This is a genomic window from Microbulbifer mixtoriginis (SeqCode) (assembly GCF_052466765.1).
In genome coordinates this window covers 3,589,588-3,610,361 of the sequence record NZ_CP174289.1, presented here as the reverse complement: position 1 = coordinate 3,610,361, position 20,774 = coordinate 3,589,588, and the positions used below count along the sequence as shown (strand labels likewise).

Genomic DNA, 20,774 nt, shown 5'->3' with positions numbered 1-20,774 from the left:
ACTGAAAAGTTTCCCCGCAAAATTTGATCACAGAGTATAGGTCCCCAATCGATGGAAGAGCAGTACAACCCCTCCGCAGTCGAAGCTTCCGCCCAGGAATTCTGGGAGGCAGAGAAAAGCTTTGAGGTAAAGGAAGATACCGGCAGGGAAAAGTTCTACTGCCTATCCATGTTCCCCTACCCCAGCGGCAAGCTGCACATGGGCCATGTGCGCAATTACACCATTACCGATGTTATTTCCCGCTATCAGCGTATGCAGGGTAAGAATGTCCTTCACCCCATGGGCTGGGATGCCTTCGGCTTACCAGCTGAAAATGCTGCGATCCAGAATAAAACCGCGCCAGCAAAATGGACCTACGCCAATATTGATTATATGAAGGGGCAATTGAAAGCTCTCGGATTTGGCTTCGACTGGTCCCGCGAGCTAGCCACCTGCCAGCCATCCTATTATCGCTGGGAGCAATGGTTCTTCACCTGCCTCTATGAAAAGGGCCTGGTCTACAAGAAAAATTCCGCGGTGAACTGGTGCCCCAATGACCAGACCGTGCTCGCCAACGAGCAGGTTGAAGATGGTGCCTGTTGGCGCTGCGGCACTACCGTGGAGAGGCGTGAGCTGGCCCAGTGGTTTATCAAGATCACTGACTACGCAGAAGAGCTGCTCAAGGACCTGGATAAGCTGCCGGAGTGGCCCGAGCAGGTGCGTACCATGCAGCGCAACTGGATCGGCAAGAGCCGAGGTGTGGAGCTGAGCTTTAGCCTGCCCACCACTGTGGCTGGTATGGATCACTTCGATGTTTACACCACCCGCCCAGACACCCTGATGGGCGTCACCTATGTATCCCTCGCCGCTGAACATCCGATCGCTCTGGAGTTAGCAGAGACTAACCCCGAGCTAAAAACATTTATCTCTGAGTGCAAAAAGCAGTCTCTGTCTGAAGCCGATATGGCCACAATGGACAAGAGAGGCATGGACACCGGTCTCAAGGCTATTCACCCCATCAGCGGGGAGGAAGTCTCTGTCTGGGTAGCTAACTATGTACTGATGGATTATGGCTCTGGCGCTGTGATGGCAGTACCCGCCCACGATCAACGCGACTGGGAGTTCGCACACAAGTATCAGTTGCCTTTGACTCAAGTCATAGCGCCCGCCGATGGCCAGGAAATCGATCTCAACAAAGAAGCCTTCACCGAAAAAGGCAAACTGGTGAACTCCGGCAATTTTGATGGTCTGGATTTTGATGGTGCCTTTACCGCGATTTCCGAAGTTTTAATAGCAGCAGACAAAGGCCGTGTGACCACCAATTATCGCCTACGCGATTGGGGGGTATCCCGCCAGCGCTACTGGGGCGCCCCTATCCCAATGTTCAACCTCGCAGATGGTGGAGAAATCCCGGTGCCCGCCGAGAAACTCCCTATTTTACTGCCGGAAGATGTGGAGCTGGACGGTGTTCAGTCCCCCATTAAAGCCGATCCCGAATGGCGCAAAGACGAACTCAATGGTACGCCGGTCGAGCGTGAGACCGACACTTTTGACACTTTTATGGAGTCCAGCTGGTACTACGCTCGCTATACCTGCCCAGACTTCGAAGAGGGCATGCTCGATCCCGACCGCGCCAACTACTGGCTACCTGTCGACCAATATGTAGGTGGTATTGAGCACGCCATCCTACACCTTCTCTACGCGCGCTTTTTCCACAAATTGATGCGGGATGAGGGCTTGGTCAACAGCGATGAACCCTTCAAGCAGCTGTTATGCCAGGGGATGGTGTTGGCTGAATCCTTCTACAAAGAAGAAAACGGCCATAAAACCTGGATCAACCCCGCCGATGTTGATGTCGAGCGGGATGAGAAAGGAAAACCCATCAAGGCAGTTGAGCGCGCAACAGGTGAAGAAGTAATTGCCGGTGGCGTTGTGAAGATGTCCAAGTCAAAAAACAATGGCATCGATCCCCATGCTGCTGTTAAAGAATACGGTGCCGATACTGTACGCCTGTTCACAATGTTTGCAGCTCCGCCCGAGCAAACTTTGGAGTGGCACGATGCCGGCGTGGAGGGAGCCAGCCGCTTCCTGCGAAAGCTCTGGAAAACTGTACAAGCACATGTTGCTGTAAGCACTAACAGCGCTCAGATTGACCAACAATCTTTGAGCGACCAGCAACAACAATTACGCCGTAAAACCCACGAGACGATTCAGAAGGTTGGCGACGACTACGGACGCCGTCAAACCTTCAACACGGCTATTGCGGCAGTGATGGAGCTTCTCAATGAGGTTGGTAAACTGGCGGATCGCAGTAATGAGCAGGGGCTGGCAGTGGAGAGAGAGGCTCTACAGGCAGCTGTCTTGCTACTGGCTCCGGTAACTCCGCATATTTGCCACCAACTGTGGCAAATCCTGGGCAATAACAACACCTTAATTGATGCTCCCTGGCCAGTAGTAGATGAAAAGGCTCTGGTGCGCACCTCAATTACTTTGGTCGTTCAAGTCAATGGCAAAGTGCGTGCAAAGCTGGATGCGCCTGCTGATGCGGACAAAGAGGGCTTGGAAAAGCTCGCCCTAGCCGATGAAAACGTCCAGAAATTTATTGGCGATGCCACCGTACGCAAAGTCATCGTTGTGCCAGGCAAATTGGTAAATATTGTCGCGAAGTAAAAAATACTGCGCAGTTATATCCAACCAATAGCCGGGAGCATTGTGCTCCCGGCGCATATCTGCAAACCCTATATTTGCTGGCACTAAAGCCAGGTAGTTTATGAAAATATTTGCACGTCGTATCGTCCTGCTAGTTACCCTTGTGGCCACCGCCAGTTGCGGTTGGCACCTGCGGGGAGCGCCAAAAAATTTTCCTCCAGGCAGTACTATTTACATATCGAGTGAGAACCCTCGCAGTGATATTGCTGATGAAATTAGCCGTCTTCTGGAAAACGGCGGGGTCCCTGTTGCTCCATCCCCTATTGAAGCGGACTACCTACTCACCATTCATAAAGAAATAGAACGAAAATTAACTGTTGCCGTGGATTCTGAAGGGCGGGCTTCCGAGTACGAGCTGATTACCAGCGCGATTTATAGTGTGCGTACTCATAGTGGCGAAGTACTGCTAAATAAAGCTCAGGCCGATGTCTATAGATCATTGGAGTGGAACGTTTCAGAAATAGTCAGTAAGGGAGAAGAGGAACGCCTCTTACGCGCGGAAATGCGCCGCGAGTTGATTAGCCGAATGATCAATCGTTTGCGCCGTATTGATGTCAATGCCCCCTTGCAAGATAAGAGCTACTAGGTAGTTCTGTCATGCGTATTAATCCCCAACAGCTTCCCCAGCAACTACGGAAAGGGCTTGCGCCGGTTTATATTATCTCAGGCGATGAACCACTTCTGGTTCAGGAATCTTGCGACCGAATACGTGCAGCAGCGAGGCAGAATGGTTTCGCTGAGCGGGAACTTCTACATGCAGAGCATAATTTCGACTGGGGTTTATTACTTGCCTCAGCCGGAAATATGTCTCTTTTTGCCGAGAGGAAGCTTATCGAGGTACGCGCTCCCAGTGGAAAACCAGGGGATAAAGGCAGTAAAGCCTTACAGGAATTTGCCGCTCTCGCCAGTCAGGATTTGATACTACTGCTGGTTTTGCCCAAGCTGGACAAATCACAACTCAATAGCAAATGGGTTAAAACACTTGAGCAGCATGGTGCTCTCGTACAAATTTGGCCTGTTAGCGCCCAGGAAATGCCACACTGGATCAACCAAAGGATCAATGCCGCAGGGTTATCTGCTGAGAAAGAAGCTATACGTATTCTCGCCGAAAGAGTAGAGGGTAATCTGCTCGCAGCAAGCCAAGAAATCGAAAAGCTCAAACTTTTAAATAGTGACGGGACAATAACGGTCGAACTGTTAGAGCAAAGTGTAACCAGCTCTGCGCGATACAGTGTTTTCGATTTAATTGACAGAGCTTTGGCAGGAGAAGCCGAGAAAGCGATCAAAACGCTACAAGGCTTACGCTCGGAAGGTATTGAGCCACCTGTGGTGCTCTGGGCCCTAACAAGAGAGATGCGCTCATTACTGGAACTAATGGAGAAACTCAATCAGGGCCAGCAACTAGCACGTTTAGTTCGCATCCAAAAACGCCAACCACTTGTACAAAATGCCTTAAACCGTCTAACTCCAAATATACTGGAGGCTCTTCTTTTAAAAGCCAGAGCCGTGGATTCGGCGATCAAAGGTGGCAACACTCACCAGTCCCCATGGAATGGCCTTATGGAACTCACGCTTAATTTGAGTGGACAGAAAAGCGTTTAGAAAGTTAGCCCAAGCAATCGGATTCTTTTAAACACCGCTAATAAAAAACCCTCCCCGAAACGAGGAGGGTTTAGACAATAGTCATTATAGGCGTATTAGTTTTGAGAAACTGTAGCCATATTGCTGTTGCCGACCTGGTGCACACTGGCCATATTGAAATTGCCAGCCTGAGTTACATAGGTAGTGTTCTCGCTACCAGACTGTCCCAGGTGAGCACCGTGCTCAAAGCCATCCTGAGATACAACCATCAGGTTAAACTCACCCATGTCCTGATGGATCTCAGCCAAGTTCAGCTCACCGCTCTGGTCAACATCAACTGTGTTGGCCATACCTTCGCTATGGCCATAAGTGAAGTTGGCACTCCCCAGCTGATCAATATTAGCTGTATTGAGATCCCCAAACTGAGAGAATTCAGCTTCGTTATGATCACCCGTTTGTTGCAGAATTGCAGCATTATCATTGCCGTATTGGTACATATCGCCAATATTGTTGAGGTCATTCTGCGTAACGGTCATGGTGTTGGCATCACCATACTGACCAATAACACTAGAGTTACCAGTGCCATTCTGAGCAATAGTATTGAAGTTATTGGCCCCATCCTGGGACACATTCAGATAGTTGAAGTCACCTGACTGCACCAAGTTAGAAGTATTTTCAACACCGCCTTGATAAACAAAACCGACGTTACCTTCACCAACTTGGCCTCCTACGAAGCCTTCATCAGAGCTCATCCAGGTGCTGCTCCAAACGCTGTTTCCATCACCAGACTGAGTGCTGACAAACAGGTTACTATCTCCGTCCTGCTGCAGGGCAGCCATATTGTCATTACCCTCCTGAACCGCATCAAGGGTATTGTAATTAGCCTCACCACCATCTGAGCGGTACTGATCTAGATGCATAGTATTTTCACTACCCATTTGAGTAGCATAAGCTGCATTGCCATTACCGCCCCACTGATGAACAACTCCCCAGTTACCCTCTCCCTGCTGATAGGAATAGGCTTGGGAGCTGTTTTGATCGAATTGCGTGGTTTCAGAGTAGTTACGGTTACCTACCTGAGTCTGGTCGATATAGTTCGCATCGGCGGTGGATTGACTTGCGTAAGCACGGTTGTCATTACCTTCCTGCCACTGATAAGCCGCATTATTGGTGGACTCGCCCATTTGATAGATATCAGCAGCGTTGTCATTTCCAACCTGCAGTTGATCACCATAATTAGCATCGGCCATTGCGTGACCAGCACCAACAAGCATTGCAATCGCAGCAGCAAGTGAAAGCTTTTTCATTTATGTTTCTCCATCAGACTAAGTAAACAAATACAAACAAAAAGAAAGCAGTGCTTTAATCGTGCTGAACGACCTGCACCGCATGGTTGTCACCGAACTGCGCGACAAATCCAAAGAGCCCATCTCCGTTTTGGATGATGTTGGCTGAGTTTCCATTGCCCACTTGATTTATTAGAGCAATATTATCTAAACCATTTTGTATAGCGGTAGCTTGGTTATAAGCTCCAGACTGGGAAATTGCAGCATAGTTATATTCCCCAGCCTGCTGAATTGCTGCTTCATTCGAATAGCCATCCTGAACCAAAAAAACTTGGTTGAACTGCCCAAACTGAGAAACTTCTGCAAAATTATATTCCCCTGTCTGAACGATCTCAGCTAACTGACCAGTAATAGACTCATCCCGTTGCAACATGAGATCCAGCTTTCCCTGACCAGAAAACAGCTCATCATGATCATCTAAGTCACCAGCCCAGACAGAGTTAATGCAGGTAAGGAGTAAAAATAAACCACATAGGCTCACTTTGATAACGCCCACCAAAATTCTCCTAAAGGTTAATTAAAGAGAGAGCCATTCCGCTCATCGAGGACCACTATAGGAATTTAAGCGAAAACAATAAATCAGAAAAAAGAATATTTTTTGGGGTGGGAAAACAATAAATATTTAAGACTTTTGTATGAAAGCCTTTCTAGAAAGTTGATTTAATACGAAGATGTAAGATATCGACAAGTAGATTTACTAAATTACACAAACTTACACAAAGATTCAACAAGAAAAACCGCCCACATAAAAATGTGAGCAGCTAGCAACCATTGCAAGACAAAGAAATTAGTCAGAATATTTAATAAAAAAATTATTCTAAAGAATTTTCACAGTTGCATCCGCATATTCACTCAATACAGATGCAGGGAATTCATTGACATCCTGCATTGCCCAAATGTTATTCGTCACACCATTGGCAATAAGGTGAATAACTGCAGATTCAATCGCAGAAAGCACACAAAGTTGAGCCGGATCATTGGTCGTCATTCCAGCCTCAATCTCTAACAAACGCTTATACTCAACAAATGTGTAAACGTCTCCCTGGACCTGCCTTGATAGAATTTTCTTACTGGTTAAAACGCTATTTAAAACTCTTCCAGTTCTAACATCGACCGCACGCAAATTCACGGTCACTTCATCTACTCGATATTGCTCAGAAAGCCCAATACCAAAATAACGCGCACCGGCTCCGCCGGTTTTGATATTGGTATCATAAGCGACTATACCGCCCTCCAACATTATATTTGCTGACATCAGGGAGGGGAGCTCAAAGGGTTGGGGAGTTTCCTGCTCTTTGATTGCTGCTCGTATGATTTTTCTCTCAGTAAGCAGGTTTTGCAGCCCTTCACGTTCAAGAGTAACAAACCAACCTGACTCGTTGAGTACTTGTACGAGCATAGAGGCAGCGCCTTGTGTTACTGCAGTAGAAAAAGAGCTAGACGGTGCTGGCCTGTACTGGCCAGTTTGATCACTAAACCCATAAACCGCTACTACTATCTTCCCCCTCGGTAAGGGCAAATTCAAAAGATCTGCATAAGTACTCATTCGATCCGTCAAAGTGGCTTTTTGATGACCTGGGCCAAACAACGCCTCTCCTGCATTTTGAAAGAAACTACAACCACTTAAAATAAAAACCAAAAATATAACTATTATTCTAACCACCATCACCACCACCCTAAAGAACAAACAATCTATTGACCAATTAAATCAGTTACCAGGATTTAGGCCAACGACTACGATCTCAGAAAGCTCTCCTGTGACAGCATCTGTAATAGTTATAGTTAGGGTACCATCTACATCAAGTATGTTAACGATAAAGTCATCGGTTACGAGAGTACCATCATTTCCATCTCCAACATCTGTGAGCAACTGAGACAACAATCTGGATTCTAGTGTATCCGTAAACCTGTCAAGTGAAGATGAATCAGAGTATGGTGACTTACCAGCTTTAGGATCTTTTTTACTATTTTGAGCACTGGCATTATTTAACAAATAATTACCATTTAATGGATTACCTCCGAAGGATGGATTTACTGGAGTGTAAATTAGCTCTGTCGAATAGGCAGAGACAGAAAAGAAAGATAAAACCAATAAAACATAGAACTTCACTATAATTCCTCCCCGGCCAAGTCCAAGTTTTGTGAAAATAACTGCTGCAGCCTTTGCTGTCGTACATTATTATTGATTTGAGCAACAGCTTGCTCAACTATCTGCCCAAAACGTCTTCTGCCTGGGTAAATAACAGTCCTGAACACCTGCTTATTCTCATAATTTACCCACACAACACTACCCCACCGCGCAGAAGGCCTTTCATACACAGTCAGGTTATAATCAAAGTCAGTCAAGTTGGATGTAATATACAACGATAAAGAGCGTGCGAACTCATGCCCTATGCCGCTTACTGTGTTATCAATCACCAAACCGGTAAGGATTGACTCTTCGCTCTGAGCAAACTCTGACTCCTGGGAAATAACTGTACTAGAAATAAACCAAATAGAAAAAAATAGAATTTTTAATTTCACAGATTTTGACTCGCCCAACTACTTGCCTCCAATCTGTTTTTGCAACCAATCTTTTTATAAACCTTGTATAGGTGACTTTTAACGGTATGCTCACTGACACATAGTACCTCCGCAATATCTGCATTGGTTCTACACTCACAAATAAGTTCCAATATCTGTCTTTCTCTTTGTGTAAGGTTTGCGCTAGAATCCATCCATCTTTTAGGACGTCTATGCTGCCTTAAAAAGTTATGCAGAACATCTCTAGGGAACCAATATTCCCCCAGGAATATCTTACCTAATCGCTCCATAATAACCCCGGGCTCACATTTTGCCGGCATCAATCCTAGGACCTTCTCCCAGTGTAAGACAAAGTCAAACTCATTAGGGTCGTCAACATTTAAGAGAATAATGCCAGGCGAGTTAGTAGAAGCATGAATATCACGTAATAACTGATCAAGATCCGCTTTAAAGAGCCCAACACAGTCGAGCAAGAGATAATCAGCCTTAACTCCATCAAGTGAAAAAGATGGGACTCGCTGAACAATGGAGCATCTGGTTTTAAACTCCTCTTCAATATGCCCTGCAAAAATTGAACTCTGCAAGTTGACTGATGAGGTTAAGAAGGTAACAGCGGGACCCTTACAAACATGATCCTGCGAAACAACTTTGAGGCGTGCATATTCCTTATGCAAATTCATCTGGGTTCCCCCAATATGCAATCTCTTTAAGATTTTATCTAATGACTTCTTACTTTTTTATTATTTTCTATCCACATTCTCGATATTGAGAGCTAAATCTATTCGATCAACCAACACACTGCAACAGTAAGTGATACAGATAACAAAAATTCAATCTTAAGTGTGCCAGCGATTATTACAAATGTCATTTTTTCATACAAAGGTATTAAAGACGATTATTAAGCAACCAACTAGAAACATCCTTTTGTCTAAACTTAAAAAAAATAAAGCGTTTAAAAAACAGTAATAAATTTGCACTAACCCACAAAATTAATGGATTTATTTTAAATATTAGCATGAAAAAAAGCATACCTAGAAAAGTTAAAAACCTATAAACGGCACAAAAAACCAAGTAGTAACAAAAATTAAAATTTAGCTAATCAATCACACTAAAATAATAAATACACTCTCTTTCATGAAAGTAATATTATTTTGGATAACCTATCCAAAGAAACCCTATAAATTATACTTATTAAATATTTTTATAGTGCGTAATAGATTTAATGAGTGCGCAAATAGTAATCAGGGTGGGACTACTTTATGATTTTGTATTGGTACGCTATCACCATGTCTCTTGGTACCTGTTTGGTGTTTTGGTACAAGTAGATGAATCAAAGAACATATAACTATGTTAACCATTGAGGCCCTGATCATGAGCGATCACCTTCACCCCTCTGCCCATGCAACCACTCATACGGTAAAGAATCAGACTTCCCCTCTCTCAGGGCACAACCTGTATGCCGGCGATCAGGCTCTACTCGATTCGGTACACCTTAATGGCGGACATTGGGCCGAAAATGATCTACAACGCTATGGCGAGGTTTGTGGAAGACCAGAAATGATTGAACGGGGTTATGCTGCCAATGAGTTTAAACCCATATTTGAAAGTCATGACCGAATCGGAAACCGTATAGACTTAGTTCGCTATCATCCTTCTTACCATCAACTTATGCAGCTTGCCTTATCAGAAGGACTACACAGCTCCCCCTGGAGTCATCCTTGTAGCGGTGCCAATGTTGCTCGAGCGGCAAAGAACTATCTGCATTGTCAACTTGAGGCGGGTCATGGGTGCCCAATCACGATGACTTTTGCCTCTCTTCCTTCGATAAAATTAAACCCATCAATCGCCAAGGAGTGGATCCCTAAAATTCTTAGCCGGGGCTACGATGGCAGTAATCGCCCCTACTATGAAAAACACTCTCTGACTATCGGTATGGGTATGACAGAGAAACAAGGTGGGTCAGATGTACGTGCCAACACAACCTGTGCAATCCCCATGGATGACGGAACTTATGAGCTACTTGGGCATAAATGGTTTATGTCTGCTCCTATGTGTGACGGTTTTCTAATTCTGGCTCAGGCACCGGGCGGGCTTTCTTGTTTTTTGGTTCCCCGATGGCGTCCGGATGGAAGTAAAAACCCATTAGAAATCCAAAGGCTCAAAGTGAAATCTGGCAATGTATCCAATGCCTCTTCCGAAGTGGAGATGCGAGGTGCCTTAGGATGGCTATTGGGTGAAGAAGGTCGGGGAGTCAATGCAATTATCAAGATGGTCGCGATAACTCGTTTTGATTGTATGGTCGGTTCCTCTGGGGGCCAACGCCAAGCCGTATTGCAAGCTATATACCATGCATCCCATAGAGAAGCCTTTGGAAAAAAGCTAATTGATCAAGCCCTAATGCAAAATGTCCTGGCAGACCTGCAATTAGAAGTTGAAGGGTCAGTGGCCTTGACCATGCGCATGGCCCGAGCTATGGATCATGAAGGTCAAGAACACGAACAAATGCTCCTAAGACTGGGAGCAGCTGTGGGTAAGTATTGGATTTGTAAGCGCAGCCCGCATCATGCCTATGAGGCGATGGAATGCCTCGGTGGAAATGGTGTTATTGAAAGTTTTATCACTGCACGACTCTACCGCGATGCTCCAATTAATGCCATATGGGAGGGTTCCGGTAATATCCAGGCTCTTGATGTGTTGCGTGCCATTACAAAAACACCCAATGTCGTAAATCACTGGCTGGATGAGATGGCAACAAGCATTGGTATGGATATCCGCTTCGATAACGCTATAGATTCACTAAAAAAAGAGCTTGCTGATTTGGATCAATTTGAATACAGAGCACGCAGTATTATTGATCAGATGGCGATTGCAATGCAGGTTCATCTACTTTTACAGTCAGGCAACGAATCGATTAGTGATGCATTTATTCGATCAAGACTGGAAACTAGAGGAGCTCATAGCACTGGCAGTCTACCAAAGGGTGTTGACATTGAAACATTACTCAGACGCGGCGACCCGCTTACAATTGGTGTTTAACTGCTTTTGGGAGAAGCAACTCGACGACAACCGAGATGTTTCTCCTGTGCAAGATAAAAGATTAGCTAAAAAAAACTATAGCGAAAACCCAGTTGACCACGAACCCCATAATACTCAACTTGTTTTGGCCTATCTTTATCACCAATATAATAAGTTAAAGGTTCATTCGTAAGGTTTAAGGCCTCAGCAAAAATAACTAAATTGTCCCCAATCGTATAATTTGCACTCATATCCAGGCTTGTGTAAGCACCGTAGTACTGGTCTTCATTTTTATTGCCACCATGCTCTTCAATATACTCTCCCTTATGGTTTTGAGCTAAGCGAATGGAGAAAGCACCGTCATCATAATAGATAGAGAGATTATGTAATAAATCAGCCTGACGGGAAATCGGCACCGCACCATCACGGCCCGGAACACGCATTTCTGAATCCATCATGGTTAAATTTGTCGATACCCCAATATTTGAAAGAAATCCAGGGAGGAAATCCAATTTTCGCACCAGATTAAATTCCAATCCCCCCAACCACGCATCTTCACCATTTTCCGGACTATAAATATCGACTCCTGACACCCCATTATATTCACCTTCTTTCACATCCTTAAAAATTGGATCTGTAATATCTTTATAAAATAGACCAGCAGATAAAATCCCGGAGTCATTAAAATAGTACTCATACATAAAATCCAGATTCCAAGAGTAAGTAGGATCAAGATCTGGATTACCTCCTATAAACTCATTATCGTGCTCGGCATAGTACCCTCCCGGATTCAGATCCCCAAAGTCCGGCCTGGCAAAGGTTCTGGTCAGCGCGAGCCTGATATTGCTATCCTCTGTGAGCGCATATTTTAGATGTGCCGATGGTAGAATGGATAAATACTCTTTATCACCATTAAACGGCACCAAATAGCCGTTATTAGCTTCATCGTTAACAAATACCTGGCTTTCCACCTTCGTTTGTGTCTGAGTGAGTCGTAATCCCATTACAAGAGTGGCTCTATCTGAAAGCTCATAATTACCCATACCATAAGCCGATAGATGCCTCTCTGTTAGCTCAAAATTTCGCCCAAGAGCCCCTCCATTTTCAACTAGAGCTGATTCTTCGGGAATCAAAATGAATTTATCCCGGTTTTGGTTCCAAAAATTCTCCAATTGAGACATTGAAGCAACCTGAGAGAATTGGGAGTCATAGTTGATATCCAACTCGGATAGGAAATTATTTCTGCCAGGCTGATCAAACAAGGTAAAGTCAGAGAGAACTGGGGCAGGCCCATAGTTTTCCTCATCCCAAATGTAAAATGCATCGGAGAATTCAGACACCCGTTCCTTGTCCCGATATTTCATACCGAACTTTAACTCCAGCTCACTGGAAAACTGGGAAGAAAAGTCAAAAGTGGCTACCATTTTATCCTTTTCGTTGACATACACTTTATATAGCTCAACCCAAGATAGGCTGGACTGGCTTGGGTCCATTACAAAACCATCCGGAAGGTGAGTGGGTATATTTTCTGCTGGGTCAGTACCACCATCGATTTGGTTGTAAGCTAGCCCATCATCATCCAGACCAACATAACCTACTTCCGTTTGATCAAAACGCATTACAAAATAAGAGCGATCACCTTTATTGGGTGTATTCCCATAGCGGAATTCATTATCATAGCTGGCTAAATTCCAATTCAGCTGCTTATCATCACCAAAAAAGTGCTCTCCACCAACTTCAACACCTTGCATACGTGTTATCAAAGTATTGTGGATATGCTGAAGTTCCATTCTATCTTTATCGAACCGCAACCTGTGCTTGTAATGTGTCTCCTCATCTTCTAATGTCCCATACAAACCACGAGCAAAAATCTTACCTCCTTCTTCCAATCGGTATTCAGTAGCAAGGTTTAACCCCAGGGTATCTCTGGTTCCGGTATAATCCCGCAGTTCCAATCGATATATTCCCTCCCCTTTACGGCGGGGCTCGTAGTTATCTGTTGCCCAATCCCTGCTCCAACCAGTTACATTGGCCAAAAATCCCCATTTACCACTTTCACTTCTATCCCCATAAAGAATGCTCATGGATTTAATATCACCGTCGGCTTTATCCGCATAGCCACCAGATAGGGATATATCCAAAGTGCGTTCTTCAGGGGCTGTACGAGTCACAAAATTAACATTGCCGCCAATAGAGTCACCTTCCTGATCCGCGGTAACAGCCTTAGAGACCTCAATACGTTCAATCAGCTCCGATGGAAAGAAATCAAACGCCGTAGCCCTGCTGGTAGTTTCCTCTTCTGCAGATGGCAAACGATGATCATTAAGGCTAGAAGAGCTCCATTGGGACGGGAGGCCACGCACAGCGACAAACCGCCCTTCCCCCTGGTCACGCTCGATAGATACGCCTGCGACTCTTTGAACTGCCTCTGCGGCGTTACGATCCGGTAACTTACCGATACCATCTGCCGATACCACATTAACAATCCGGTTGGATTCCCTCTGTAACTCCAGGGAACGTAACTCTGTCTCAAACATTCGTCCAAGCACAACAATCTCTTCTATTTCGCTATCATCCTGGACACTCTGCTTACTACTTTCTTGTGCATGAGCGTAATTTACTTGTCCCACCAGCAGAGTAATCGTTGCAGGCAATAATTTGACATAAATCATTTTACTTCCCCTGTATCCATCAAAAAATGATTGGCAAATTTTTATCGACACAAATTAACTTGCTCGATCATCAACATAAATCTGGACTAGACCAGAATCCTAAATTGCCGCTATGACGTTTGTATAACAGGTGTGTGAATATTCCCTGCGAATATATAAATGAAAAATTTTTACCATCTGGAATGGTTATTGAACTTAAAAAAGACTGTCACAAAAACGCAATCATAAGCACCTAAAATCTGGTCTAGACCAAATGGCAGCTATCGATAAAATGGAAAAAACCAGTAAAAAACAGGAATCTGATTCCAGTGAAGATTTCAACAGTGAGCTTTTCTTGCTACTCTTTTCCGGAGTTGCTGCATTCTTCACTTATTTTTGTATGTATGCTTTCCGCAAGCCCTTTGCAGCAGCATCTTACGCCAACATTTCCGGCTGGGATTTCACTCTAGACTTTAAAACCGCACTTATAATTTCCCAAGTACTGGGTTATGCGTTTTCAAAAATTATCGGGATTAAGGTTGTCTCAGAGTTACGGCCATTGCAGCGGGGAAGAATACTGGTAATTCTAATTCTTTTCAGTCATCTGGCCTTGATAGCATTCGCATTGATCCCCGCTCCTTATAATGTTGTCATGCTTTTTTTTAATGGTCTCCCACTTGGAATGGTGTGGGGACTAGTATTCAGCTATTTAGAGGGGCGTCGTCTTACTGAAGCACTAGGCGCCATTTTATGTGTTAGCTTAATCGTCTCTTCAGGAGCCGTAAAAGCAGTAGCCGCATATCTAATGCTGGAATGGAAAGTGCCGGAAATCTGGATGCCTGCAACCGTGGGCTTATTATTTCTACCTGCACTGATTCTATCTACATTTACACTCAGTAGAATTCCCCAACCCAATCAAGCAGACATCCGTGCACGAAAACAAAGAGTACCAATGACGAATGAAATGCGTTGGACTTTCGTGAATGAAACGAATCTGGGATTGTTGGCTTTAATCATCGCTTATGTATTCCTAACGGCATTTCGTGACTTCTCTGATAATTTCGCTGCAGAGCTTTGGCAAGCTTTGGGTCATGGTCAAGCACCCCAGATCTTCCTTACCAGCACTCTACCCGTGGCACTGATAGTTTTAGCATCCCTGGCGCTACTTATTTTTGTACGTAACAACTATCGCGCATTGCAGCTAAACCAGCTATTAGTCGCGGCTGGGGGAGCAATCTGCATAACTTCAACTCTCGCATTTGAGTTAGATATTGTATCCGGGGCTGCCTGGATGATTGGGACCAATATCGGGCTCTATATAGGCTATGTTCCATTTAACTGTTTATTATTTGAACGTCTGGTCGCCTGCACCAAGAGCCTAGGTAACGCAGGATTTGTGATTTATCTGGCAGATAGTACGGGTTATATCGGCAGCATTAGTGTCATGCTCTATAAGACTTTCGCGCAACCAAACCTAAACTGGTTACAGTTTACTCAGCAACTTTCCTATGCTACTGGTATTGCATGTATTTTGTTAATGCTGCTCTCACTTCTTTTCTTTCGCCGCTTGCACCGTAATTCTTCTTCACGGTTGAGGCTTATTACTTCTCCAGTGTAAAAAAGGCTATAGAGCAGTTATGAAATTTGATATTGCCATTGTCGGTGCCGGGATATTAGGCAGTTTTGCTGCTTACCATGCACTAAAATCCGGAAAAAAAGTGCTGTTAATTGAAGCCAGCACTAAGCCTCACGGAGCCACGGTACGCAATTTTGGCCAAGTAGTACCATCTGGTATGAATCTAAAACTATGGCGAAATCTGGGGCGACGATCGCTGGAACTTTATGGCGAGTTGGCGACAATAATGCCGGACGCACTCTGGCAGCATGGCTCTCTCTACGTGGCTTCTTCTTTAGAAGAGGCCAATCTACTAGAGGAAATGCATGAGATTAATCGTGAGACTAACTACGTTTCCAGGCTCCTTACCTCGACGCAGTGTCACAAGCAAATTAATTTACTAAAGCAGAGTTACTGCCATGGTGGCCTCTACTATCCACAGGAAATGAGTGCCGAAAGCTCCCTGTTAATGAAGTTTTTTTGGAAACTACTTGAAGACACGAAAAATTTACATTTTAAGAAGGCATCTCCGGTAATAGCCGTAGAGGAAGTCAAAAATGGGGTCCAGCTTCGCTGCTCAACAGGTGAGTCTTTTATTTCAGAACAGGTAATGATTTGTTGTGGCCACCAACTTAGTCATCTATTTCCGCACTTATTACAAACAGAACAGCTACAGCTTAGTAAATTGCAGATGTTGCGCACCCAACAAATCAAGGGAGTCAAAATACCAGGGAACCTGCTTACAGGTCTGACAATCCGCCGCTATGAAGCATTTAAAAGTTGCCCTAATTATAAAAATTTACCGAAGCCCCATATTGATCCAAGCTATGGAAAATTTGGTATCCACCTTCTGTTCCGACAATCTGCCGATGGCAGCATCATCATTGGCGATTCTCATGAGTACTTCACCGCCCAGGACTCAGGCACTTTGGACTATGAAATATGTCAGGAAATCAACTCACTGATGTTAGCCGAAGCCAAGCGTATCCTTAATCTACCCTATTTAAATGTTGCCAGGATTTGGAATGGCTATTACAGCCAGGAAAGTAGCCAAGGCGTATTCCTAAAATCCGCAACAGAAAATATTCATTTAATAACCGGTATTGGAGGAAAAGGTATGACAACCGGACCAGCATTAATGGAACGGGTGGTGAAGGGTATTTTGGACAAGATCCCTCTAGATGAGTGCTTAATCGATGAGAGCTAATGTTGTCGATAAAATTAAACAGTTATTTTTGCAGTACGGGAATTTAACACTTGGAGAAAAATGCACGCAGCTACAGCATGCTACCCAGTGTGCCACCCTGGCGGAACACTCTGGTATCTCCGGTGAAATGACTGTTGCAGCGTTTCTTCATGATATCGGCCATCTCCACGCTATAAAGGAAAAAATACCCGGGACGGATACTGAAGGCTACAGTGCACATGACCTAATAGGTGCAGATTTACTCGAAAGGTGGGGTTTTCCCAATACAGTCACAAAGCCTATCGCCCTACATGTTCAAGCTAAAAGATTTTTAATGAGTACAGATAACATTTATGAGACACGGCTATCCGCAGCAAGCCACAAAACCCTAAAAAAACAAGGAAAAAGAATGACAGATAAAGAAAAAGATAATTTTCTGAAAGCCCCCTTCGCCGAGGATGCTCTACGTCTGCGCGAGTGGGATGATTCAGGAAAAGTGCCTGGTTTAGCCGTAGCTCCTTTGGAACACTGGCTAAAGATCTGCTCAAAGGTACTTAGTCGATAGATATTTTACCGCTCAACTCCCTTATCAATTACCAAAAAGGAGATAATCCATGGAACCACTGCAACTTAAAGCTGCTATCCTCGACTGGGCCGGAACCTTAGTAGATTTTGGCTCCCGCGCCCCTTTACAAGCGTTTATGCAAATTTTTGCTGAGGCTGGAGTTACGGTCAGTGAAGAGCAAACCCGTATTCCAATGGGTACTGAGAAGAAAGAACATATTCGCCAGATGCTACAACAAAATTCCATTCAAACTGCCTGGCAAGTGGTTCATGGGCGCCCATCCCAGGAATCTGATATAGACGGACTATATCGCCGTCTGGCCCCGATACAGATTCAGGAAATCGATAGGCACAGCCAAATAATACCCGGAGCCGACAAACTATTTGTCCGCTTGCGTGAGCGTAATATACGTATTGGTAGCACCACAGGTTACAGTCGTATAATGATTGAGGGCATGCTGGCAAAAGCTCAACAACAAGGCCTAGAGCCCGACTGTGTTATTGCAGCAGATGAAGCTGTGGGCGCAAGACCAGGACCCGCAGCTGCATTAAAGAACGTCATTGAAATGGAAATCCCGTCTGTCAGCCAATGTGTCAAGATTGATGATACCGCCGCAGGCATTTATGAGGGGCGCAATGCCGGCATGTGGACAGTTGCAGTAGTACTTTCAGGAAATGCTTCGGGATTATCCCTGGGAAGTTGGCAAGCACTCTCGGAGGAAGAAAAAAGAAATCACAGTATTGGCGCTTATCAAAAACTTGAGAATTGCGGCGCTCATTATTTGATAGACGATATCAATAAGCTTGAACCCGTACTGGTCGATATCAATCGCCGACTGGCTCTTGGACAACGCCCCTGATAGGCTATCAAACTTCAGGAATACCAGTTTGGTAGCCCAGGCCTGAGACCGAGTTTTAGATCAAACCCAAGAGAAATACTGTGTCCTCCAGTTACGTAGAAATTAAATCACATATCCAACTGTTGATCGGTAATGGTCGCCTGGCCGCCAATCACAAGCTGCCCGCTGAGCGCGAGCTGGCGGAGCAGCTGCAAGTCACACGTATTACTTTACGAGATGGTTTAAACCGCCTTGAAGGTGAGGGACTGGTGTACCGACAAAATCGCAGAGGTTGGTTTGTTGCACCAGATCGATTTGTGATGAACCCGACACAAAAGGTAAATTTCAACTCCATGACCCGACAACAGGGTTTTAGAGCAACCACCAAAGTACTTGGGGTCCGTAAGCTGACCGTAAGACACGATATTTATTCCGCCTTTAACGCCACTAAAAGTACCAGGTACTTTGAAATCCGAAGAGTCCGCTACCTGGACCAAAGGCCAGTCATGGTAGAAGAGAGTTATCTCTCATCAGAGTGTTTTCCTGAATTATCTGACTTCGATTTATCCGGATCTATTACCGAAATATTGCAAGATAATTATAGGGTAAATATCACTCACGAGCGCTGTAATATTCAGGTTGCGAACCTGGAGTTGCAATATGCAGAGCCATTGGGTATACCCGCTGGTGCTCCAGGCCTGAGAATCTTAAGACTTCGCTATGATTCTGCTGAATATCTGATTGATTATAATATTGAATACTGGCTACCCCACGCCATAGAAATGGAAGTAGCCACTAGATAGTACTTATTTTTTACCGCACCTAAAAAATTCCTTGCTCTTTAATTTTAATGAGGGAGATTGGTTAGTTGTTAGCTTTTAAATAGCTGTCTTTTCTTTGCAGTATCGCTGTAAAAATCCCTTCATTGGGATTTAATAGCTATCGTCTATTCTATCATTACTGGTCTAGACCAGAAAACCATTGAAAATACGGGATATTCGATATGAAGACACTTATCTCCTGCCTGTTGTTAATTTCGTTTGTTTCCAGTAACCAATTCGTTTTTGCCCAGAATAATAAAAAGGTACTTCTAATTGGCGTTGATGGGCTGCAGTACGAAAAGCTCAAGGATATAGACACCCCCAATTATGATCGATTAATTCTACACAGGGCTTATACCGGTGGTATCAGTGGCTCTCAAAGTCAACAGGACACTAAAAGTGGCCCCGGCTGGTCCACTATCCTTACAGGAGTTTGGGTTGACAAGCACCAAGTCACGTCCAATGACTCAGGCCTGGCAAATGCAGAATTCCCCAGTTTGTTCAAACGGATAAAGGAGGCTGATAATAGCCTTTGGGTGGGCAGCATATCCCATTGGAGTCCTATAAATACCAACTTTTTTACTACCGACCTGGCACAGGCTAACCTGGTTTTAAGTGGCCTCTCCGATGCGGATGTCACCACACGCGGCGTGCAGGAAATATCCTCAGGTCATGTGGATTTCCTTTTCCTGCACCTGGATGACCCCGATGGTGTCGGTCACAGCTCCTGTTTTGGCAATCACTATAACGAAAGCATTCGCACAAGCGACACTCAGCTGGGCGCTCTGTTAGATGCCGTAGATACACGTATTGCAAAAGGTGAAGAATGGTTAGTGCTTGTAACTACAGACCACGGCCGTGATTCTCGCGGCTGCGGGCATGGGGCACAAACTGCCAGCGAGAAAACAATTTTTATTGGCAGTAATTTGCCGTTAAATGCTGAGCACAGCGAGTTTATTGGAGATATCCACAATGGAGATTTCAATGGAATTTATGGCTATGCAGCCCAAACCTCCATTGCACCAACGGTGTTGCGTTTTATGGATATTGAGCTGCAAACGAATTGGAAGCTGGATGGTAACCCACTGATTGGCAGCCCTGGAATACGTAAAATGATGGCTGCTGACAATAAGACAATTAAATGGTATTCCATAGATAGCGGACCCGTGGAGATTCACCAGAATGACCAGTTCATTGATGTCGTCGACGCTAGCTCACAAAGCTGGACCGACTATACAGAAGCACAGGGAGTCCTGGACTATGTATTCGTACATAACGATACCCCAGTTGCTTTGCGTAAATCGGCCCTGGAAATTACTGCTGGCCTGGACTGGGGCAGTGCACGTGCTTACTATTTTCGCGGTGACGATCAATATGTACGCTACAATAAAACCCTGGACAAAGCCTCTAGCGGTTATCCGCGCACAACCAATAACAGTACATGGCCTGGCTTGGGCGACTATGCCCACCTGATTGTTGCTGCATTTAAAGCCAACAGTGACAAAGGCTATTTCTTCTTAAATGACGGGCGTTACCTGCGCTATGACCTCAATGAAGATCGGGTCGATTCCGGCTATCCCAAATTGGTGGACAACATTACTTGGCCAGGTTTGGCTACCTACGCGACAAAAATTCGCGCTGTCCTGAAATGGCCTAATAGCAAAGTTTATTTCTTTCTCAAAGACGGGAATTATTTACGCTACGACCTGGAAGAAGACCAACTTGACAGCGGCTACCCCCAACCTATCAATGACAGCAATTGGCCAGGACTCGGTCCTTATGCTACGGAGATTACCGCAGCCCACCAATGGAACACATTTCGTGCATATTTTTTCCTCAAAAACCAGCGCTATATACGCTACTCCATCACATCTGATCAAGCATACAGTGGGTATCCGAGAACAACAGATAATGAAACCTGGCCAGGCTTGATGACCCCCTGATT

General features: G+C 44.8%; 17 protein-coding genes. 10 read left to right on the top strand and 7 right to left on the bottom strand.

Translation table 11 applies throughout. The features are described from left to right. Positions 1-51 precede the first annotated feature (51 nt). The 3 genes from leuS (at position 52) to holA (ending at position 4,290) form a co-directional block, all read left to right on the top strand. Positions 52-2,649, top strand: a complete 2,598-nt coding sequence (gene leuS / locus ACJJIV_RS15720; RefSeq protein ID WP_444889582.1) for a leucine--tRNA ligase — start codon at positions 52-54, stop codon at positions 2,647-2,649. A gap of 100 nt (positions 2,650-2,749) precedes the next feature. Next, positions 2,750-3,274, top strand: a complete 525-nt coding sequence (locus ACJJIV_RS15715; RefSeq protein ID WP_444889581.1) for an LPS-assembly lipoprotein LptE — start codon at positions 2,750-2,752, stop codon at positions 3,272-3,274. Positions 3,275-3,285: 11 nt separating this feature from the next. Then, complete coding sequence (gene holA / locus ACJJIV_RS15710) at positions 3,286-4,290, top strand: DNA polymerase III subunit delta (protein ID WP_444889580.1); 1,005 nt, start codon at positions 3,286-3,288, stop codon at positions 4,288-4,290. Positions 4,291-4,385: 95 nt separating this feature from the next. Here holA and ACJJIV_RS15705 read toward each other — a convergent pair whose 3' ends face one another. The 6 genes from ACJJIV_RS15705 to ACJJIV_RS15680 all read right to left on the bottom strand — a co-directional run bounded on the left by ACJJIV_RS15705 (position 4,386) and on the right by ACJJIV_RS15680 (position 8,818). Continuing rightward, complete coding sequence (locus ACJJIV_RS15705) at positions 4,386-5,576, bottom strand: hypothetical protein (RefSeq protein WP_444889579.1); 1,191 nt, start codon at positions 5,574-5,576, stop codon at positions 4,386-4,388. A 55-nt stretch (positions 5,577-5,631) separates the two neighbouring features. Further along, positions 5,632-6,111 (bottom strand): hypothetical protein, encoded by a 480-nt coding sequence (locus ACJJIV_RS15700; RefSeq protein WP_444889578.1) that lies wholly within the window; start codon positions 6,109-6,111, stop codon positions 5,632-5,634. A gap of 321 nt (positions 6,112-6,432) precedes the next feature. Beyond that, a complete protein-coding gene (locus ACJJIV_RS15695) occupies positions 6,433-7,281 on the bottom strand; it encodes a CsgG/HfaB family protein (protein WP_252083080.1) in 849 nt (282 codons plus the stop codon). Positions 7,282-7,323: 42 nt separating this feature from the next. Continuing rightward, positions 7,324-7,725 (bottom strand): curli assembly protein CsgF, encoded by a 402-nt coding sequence (locus tag ACJJIV_RS15690; RefSeq protein ID WP_444889577.1) that lies wholly within the window; start codon positions 7,723-7,725, stop codon positions 7,324-7,326. Next, on the bottom strand, positions 7,725-8,156 hold the full coding sequence (locus ACJJIV_RS15685; RefSeq protein ID WP_444889576.1) for a CsgE family curli-type amyloid fiber assembly protein: 432 nt from the start codon (positions 8,154-8,156) through the stop codon (positions 7,725-7,727). The genes ACJJIV_RS15690 and ACJJIV_RS15685 overlap by 1 nt, the downstream gene beginning before the upstream one ends. Beyond that, complete coding sequence (locus ACJJIV_RS15680; protein ID WP_252083083.1) at positions 8,135-8,818, bottom strand: response regulator transcription factor; 684 nt, start codon at positions 8,816-8,818, stop codon at positions 8,135-8,137. Before ACJJIV_RS15680 ends, ACJJIV_RS15685 begins: the two co-directional genes overlap by 22 nt. A gap of 667 nt (positions 8,819-9,485) precedes the next feature. Here ACJJIV_RS15680 and ACJJIV_RS15675 point away from each other — a divergent pair. Next, a complete protein-coding gene (locus ACJJIV_RS15675; RefSeq protein WP_444889575.1) occupies positions 9,486-11,174 on the top strand; it encodes an acyl-CoA dehydrogenase family protein in 1,689 nt (562 codons plus the stop codon). 65 nt (positions 11,175-11,239) lie between these two features. Here ACJJIV_RS15675 and ACJJIV_RS15670 read toward each other — a convergent pair whose 3' ends face one another. Next, the gene (locus ACJJIV_RS15670) at positions 11,240-13,825 is read right to left on the bottom strand and encodes a TonB-dependent receptor (protein WP_444889574.1); all 2,586 of its coding nucleotides are present in this window, start codon (positions 13,823-13,825) and stop codon (positions 11,240-11,242) included. Between the two features lie 253 nt (positions 13,826-14,078). On the opposite strand from ACJJIV_RS15670, the gene ACJJIV_RS15665 reads away from it, so the two are divergent. The 6 genes from ACJJIV_RS15665 (at position 14,079) to ACJJIV_RS15640 (ending at position 20,772) form a co-directional block, all read left to right on the top strand. Beyond that, positions 14,079-15,422, top strand: a complete 1,344-nt coding sequence (locus ACJJIV_RS15665; RefSeq protein WP_444889573.1) for a DUF5690 family protein — start codon at positions 14,079-14,081, stop codon at positions 15,420-15,422. Between the two features lie 19 nt (positions 15,423-15,441). Further along, positions 15,442-16,626, top strand: a complete 1,185-nt coding sequence (locus ACJJIV_RS15660; RefSeq protein WP_444889572.1) for a TIGR03364 family FAD-dependent oxidoreductase — start codon at positions 15,442-15,444, stop codon at positions 16,624-16,626. Continuing rightward, entirely contained in the window at positions 16,616-17,170 is a 555-nt protein-coding gene (locus ACJJIV_RS15655; protein ID WP_444889571.1) for an HD domain-containing protein, read from the top strand. The genes ACJJIV_RS15660 and ACJJIV_RS15655 overlap by 11 nt, the downstream gene beginning before the upstream one ends. A gap of 49 nt (positions 17,171-17,219) precedes the next feature. Further along, complete coding sequence (phnX, locus tag ACJJIV_RS15650) at positions 17,220-18,029, top strand: phosphonoacetaldehyde hydrolase (RefSeq protein WP_020412495.1); 810 nt, start codon at positions 17,220-17,222, stop codon at positions 18,027-18,029. A gap of 80 nt (positions 18,030-18,109) precedes the next feature. Further along, positions 18,110-18,811 carry a UTRA domain-containing protein gene (locus ACJJIV_RS15645; RefSeq protein WP_444889570.1) on the top strand — a complete coding sequence of 234 codons (702 nt, stop codon included), beginning with the start codon at positions 18,110-18,112 and terminating at the stop codon, positions 18,809-18,811. Between the two features lie 200 nt (positions 18,812-19,011). Further along, a complete protein-coding gene (locus tag ACJJIV_RS15640; RefSeq protein ID WP_444889569.1) occupies positions 19,012-20,772 on the top strand; it encodes a hemopexin repeat-containing protein in 1,761 nt (586 codons plus the stop codon). Positions 20,773-20,774: the final 2 nt, after the last annotated feature.

Excerpts from the sequence above, each read along its gene's own strand:
- phnX (WP_020412495.1), top strand. The coding sequence starts at position 17,220 with ATGGAACCACTGCAACTTAAAGCTGCTATCCTCGACTGGGCCGGAACC.
- ACJJIV_RS15640 (WP_444889569.1), top strand. The coding sequence starts at position 19,012 with ATGAAGACACTTATCTCCTGCCTGTTGTTAATTTCGTTTGTTTCCAGT.
- ACJJIV_RS15705 (WP_444889579.1), bottom strand. The coding sequence starts at position 5,576 with ATGAAAAAGCTTTCACTTGCTGCTGCGATTGCAATGCTTGTTGGTGCT.
- ACJJIV_RS15655 (WP_444889571.1), top strand. The coding sequence starts at position 16,616 with ATGAGAGCTAATGTTGTCGATAAAATTAAACAGTTATTTTTGCAGTAC.
- ACJJIV_RS15670 (WP_444889574.1), bottom strand. The coding sequence starts at position 13,825 with ATGATTTATGTCAAATTATTGCCTGCAACGATTACTCTGCTGGTGGGA.
- leuS (WP_444889582.1), top strand. The coding sequence starts at position 52 with ATGGAAGAGCAGTACAACCCCTCCGCAGTCGAAGCTTCCGCCCAGGAA.
- ACJJIV_RS15695 (WP_252083080.1), bottom strand. The coding sequence starts at position 7,281 with ATGGTGGTTAGAATAATAGTTATATTTTTGGTTTTTATTTTAAGTGGT.
- ACJJIV_RS15660 (WP_444889572.1), top strand. The coding sequence starts at position 15,442 with ATGAAATTTGATATTGCCATTGTCGGTGCCGGGATATTAGGCAGTTTT.
- ACJJIV_RS15680 (WP_252083083.1), bottom strand. The coding sequence starts at position 8,818 with ATGAATTTGCATAAGGAATATGCACGCCTCAAAGTTGTTTCGCAGGAT.
- ACJJIV_RS15665 (WP_444889573.1), top strand. The coding sequence starts at position 14,079 with ATGGCAGCTATCGATAAAATGGAAAAAACCAGTAAAAAACAGGAATCT.
- ACJJIV_RS15675 (WP_444889575.1), top strand. The coding sequence starts at position 9,486 with ATGTTAACCATTGAGGCCCTGATCATGAGCGATCACCTTCACCCCTCT.
- ACJJIV_RS15715 (WP_444889581.1), top strand. The coding sequence starts at position 2,750 with ATGAAAATATTTGCACGTCGTATCGTCCTGCTAGTTACCCTTGTGGCC.
- holA (WP_444889580.1), top strand. The coding sequence starts at position 3,286 with ATGCGTATTAATCCCCAACAGCTTCCCCAGCAACTACGGAAAGGGCTT.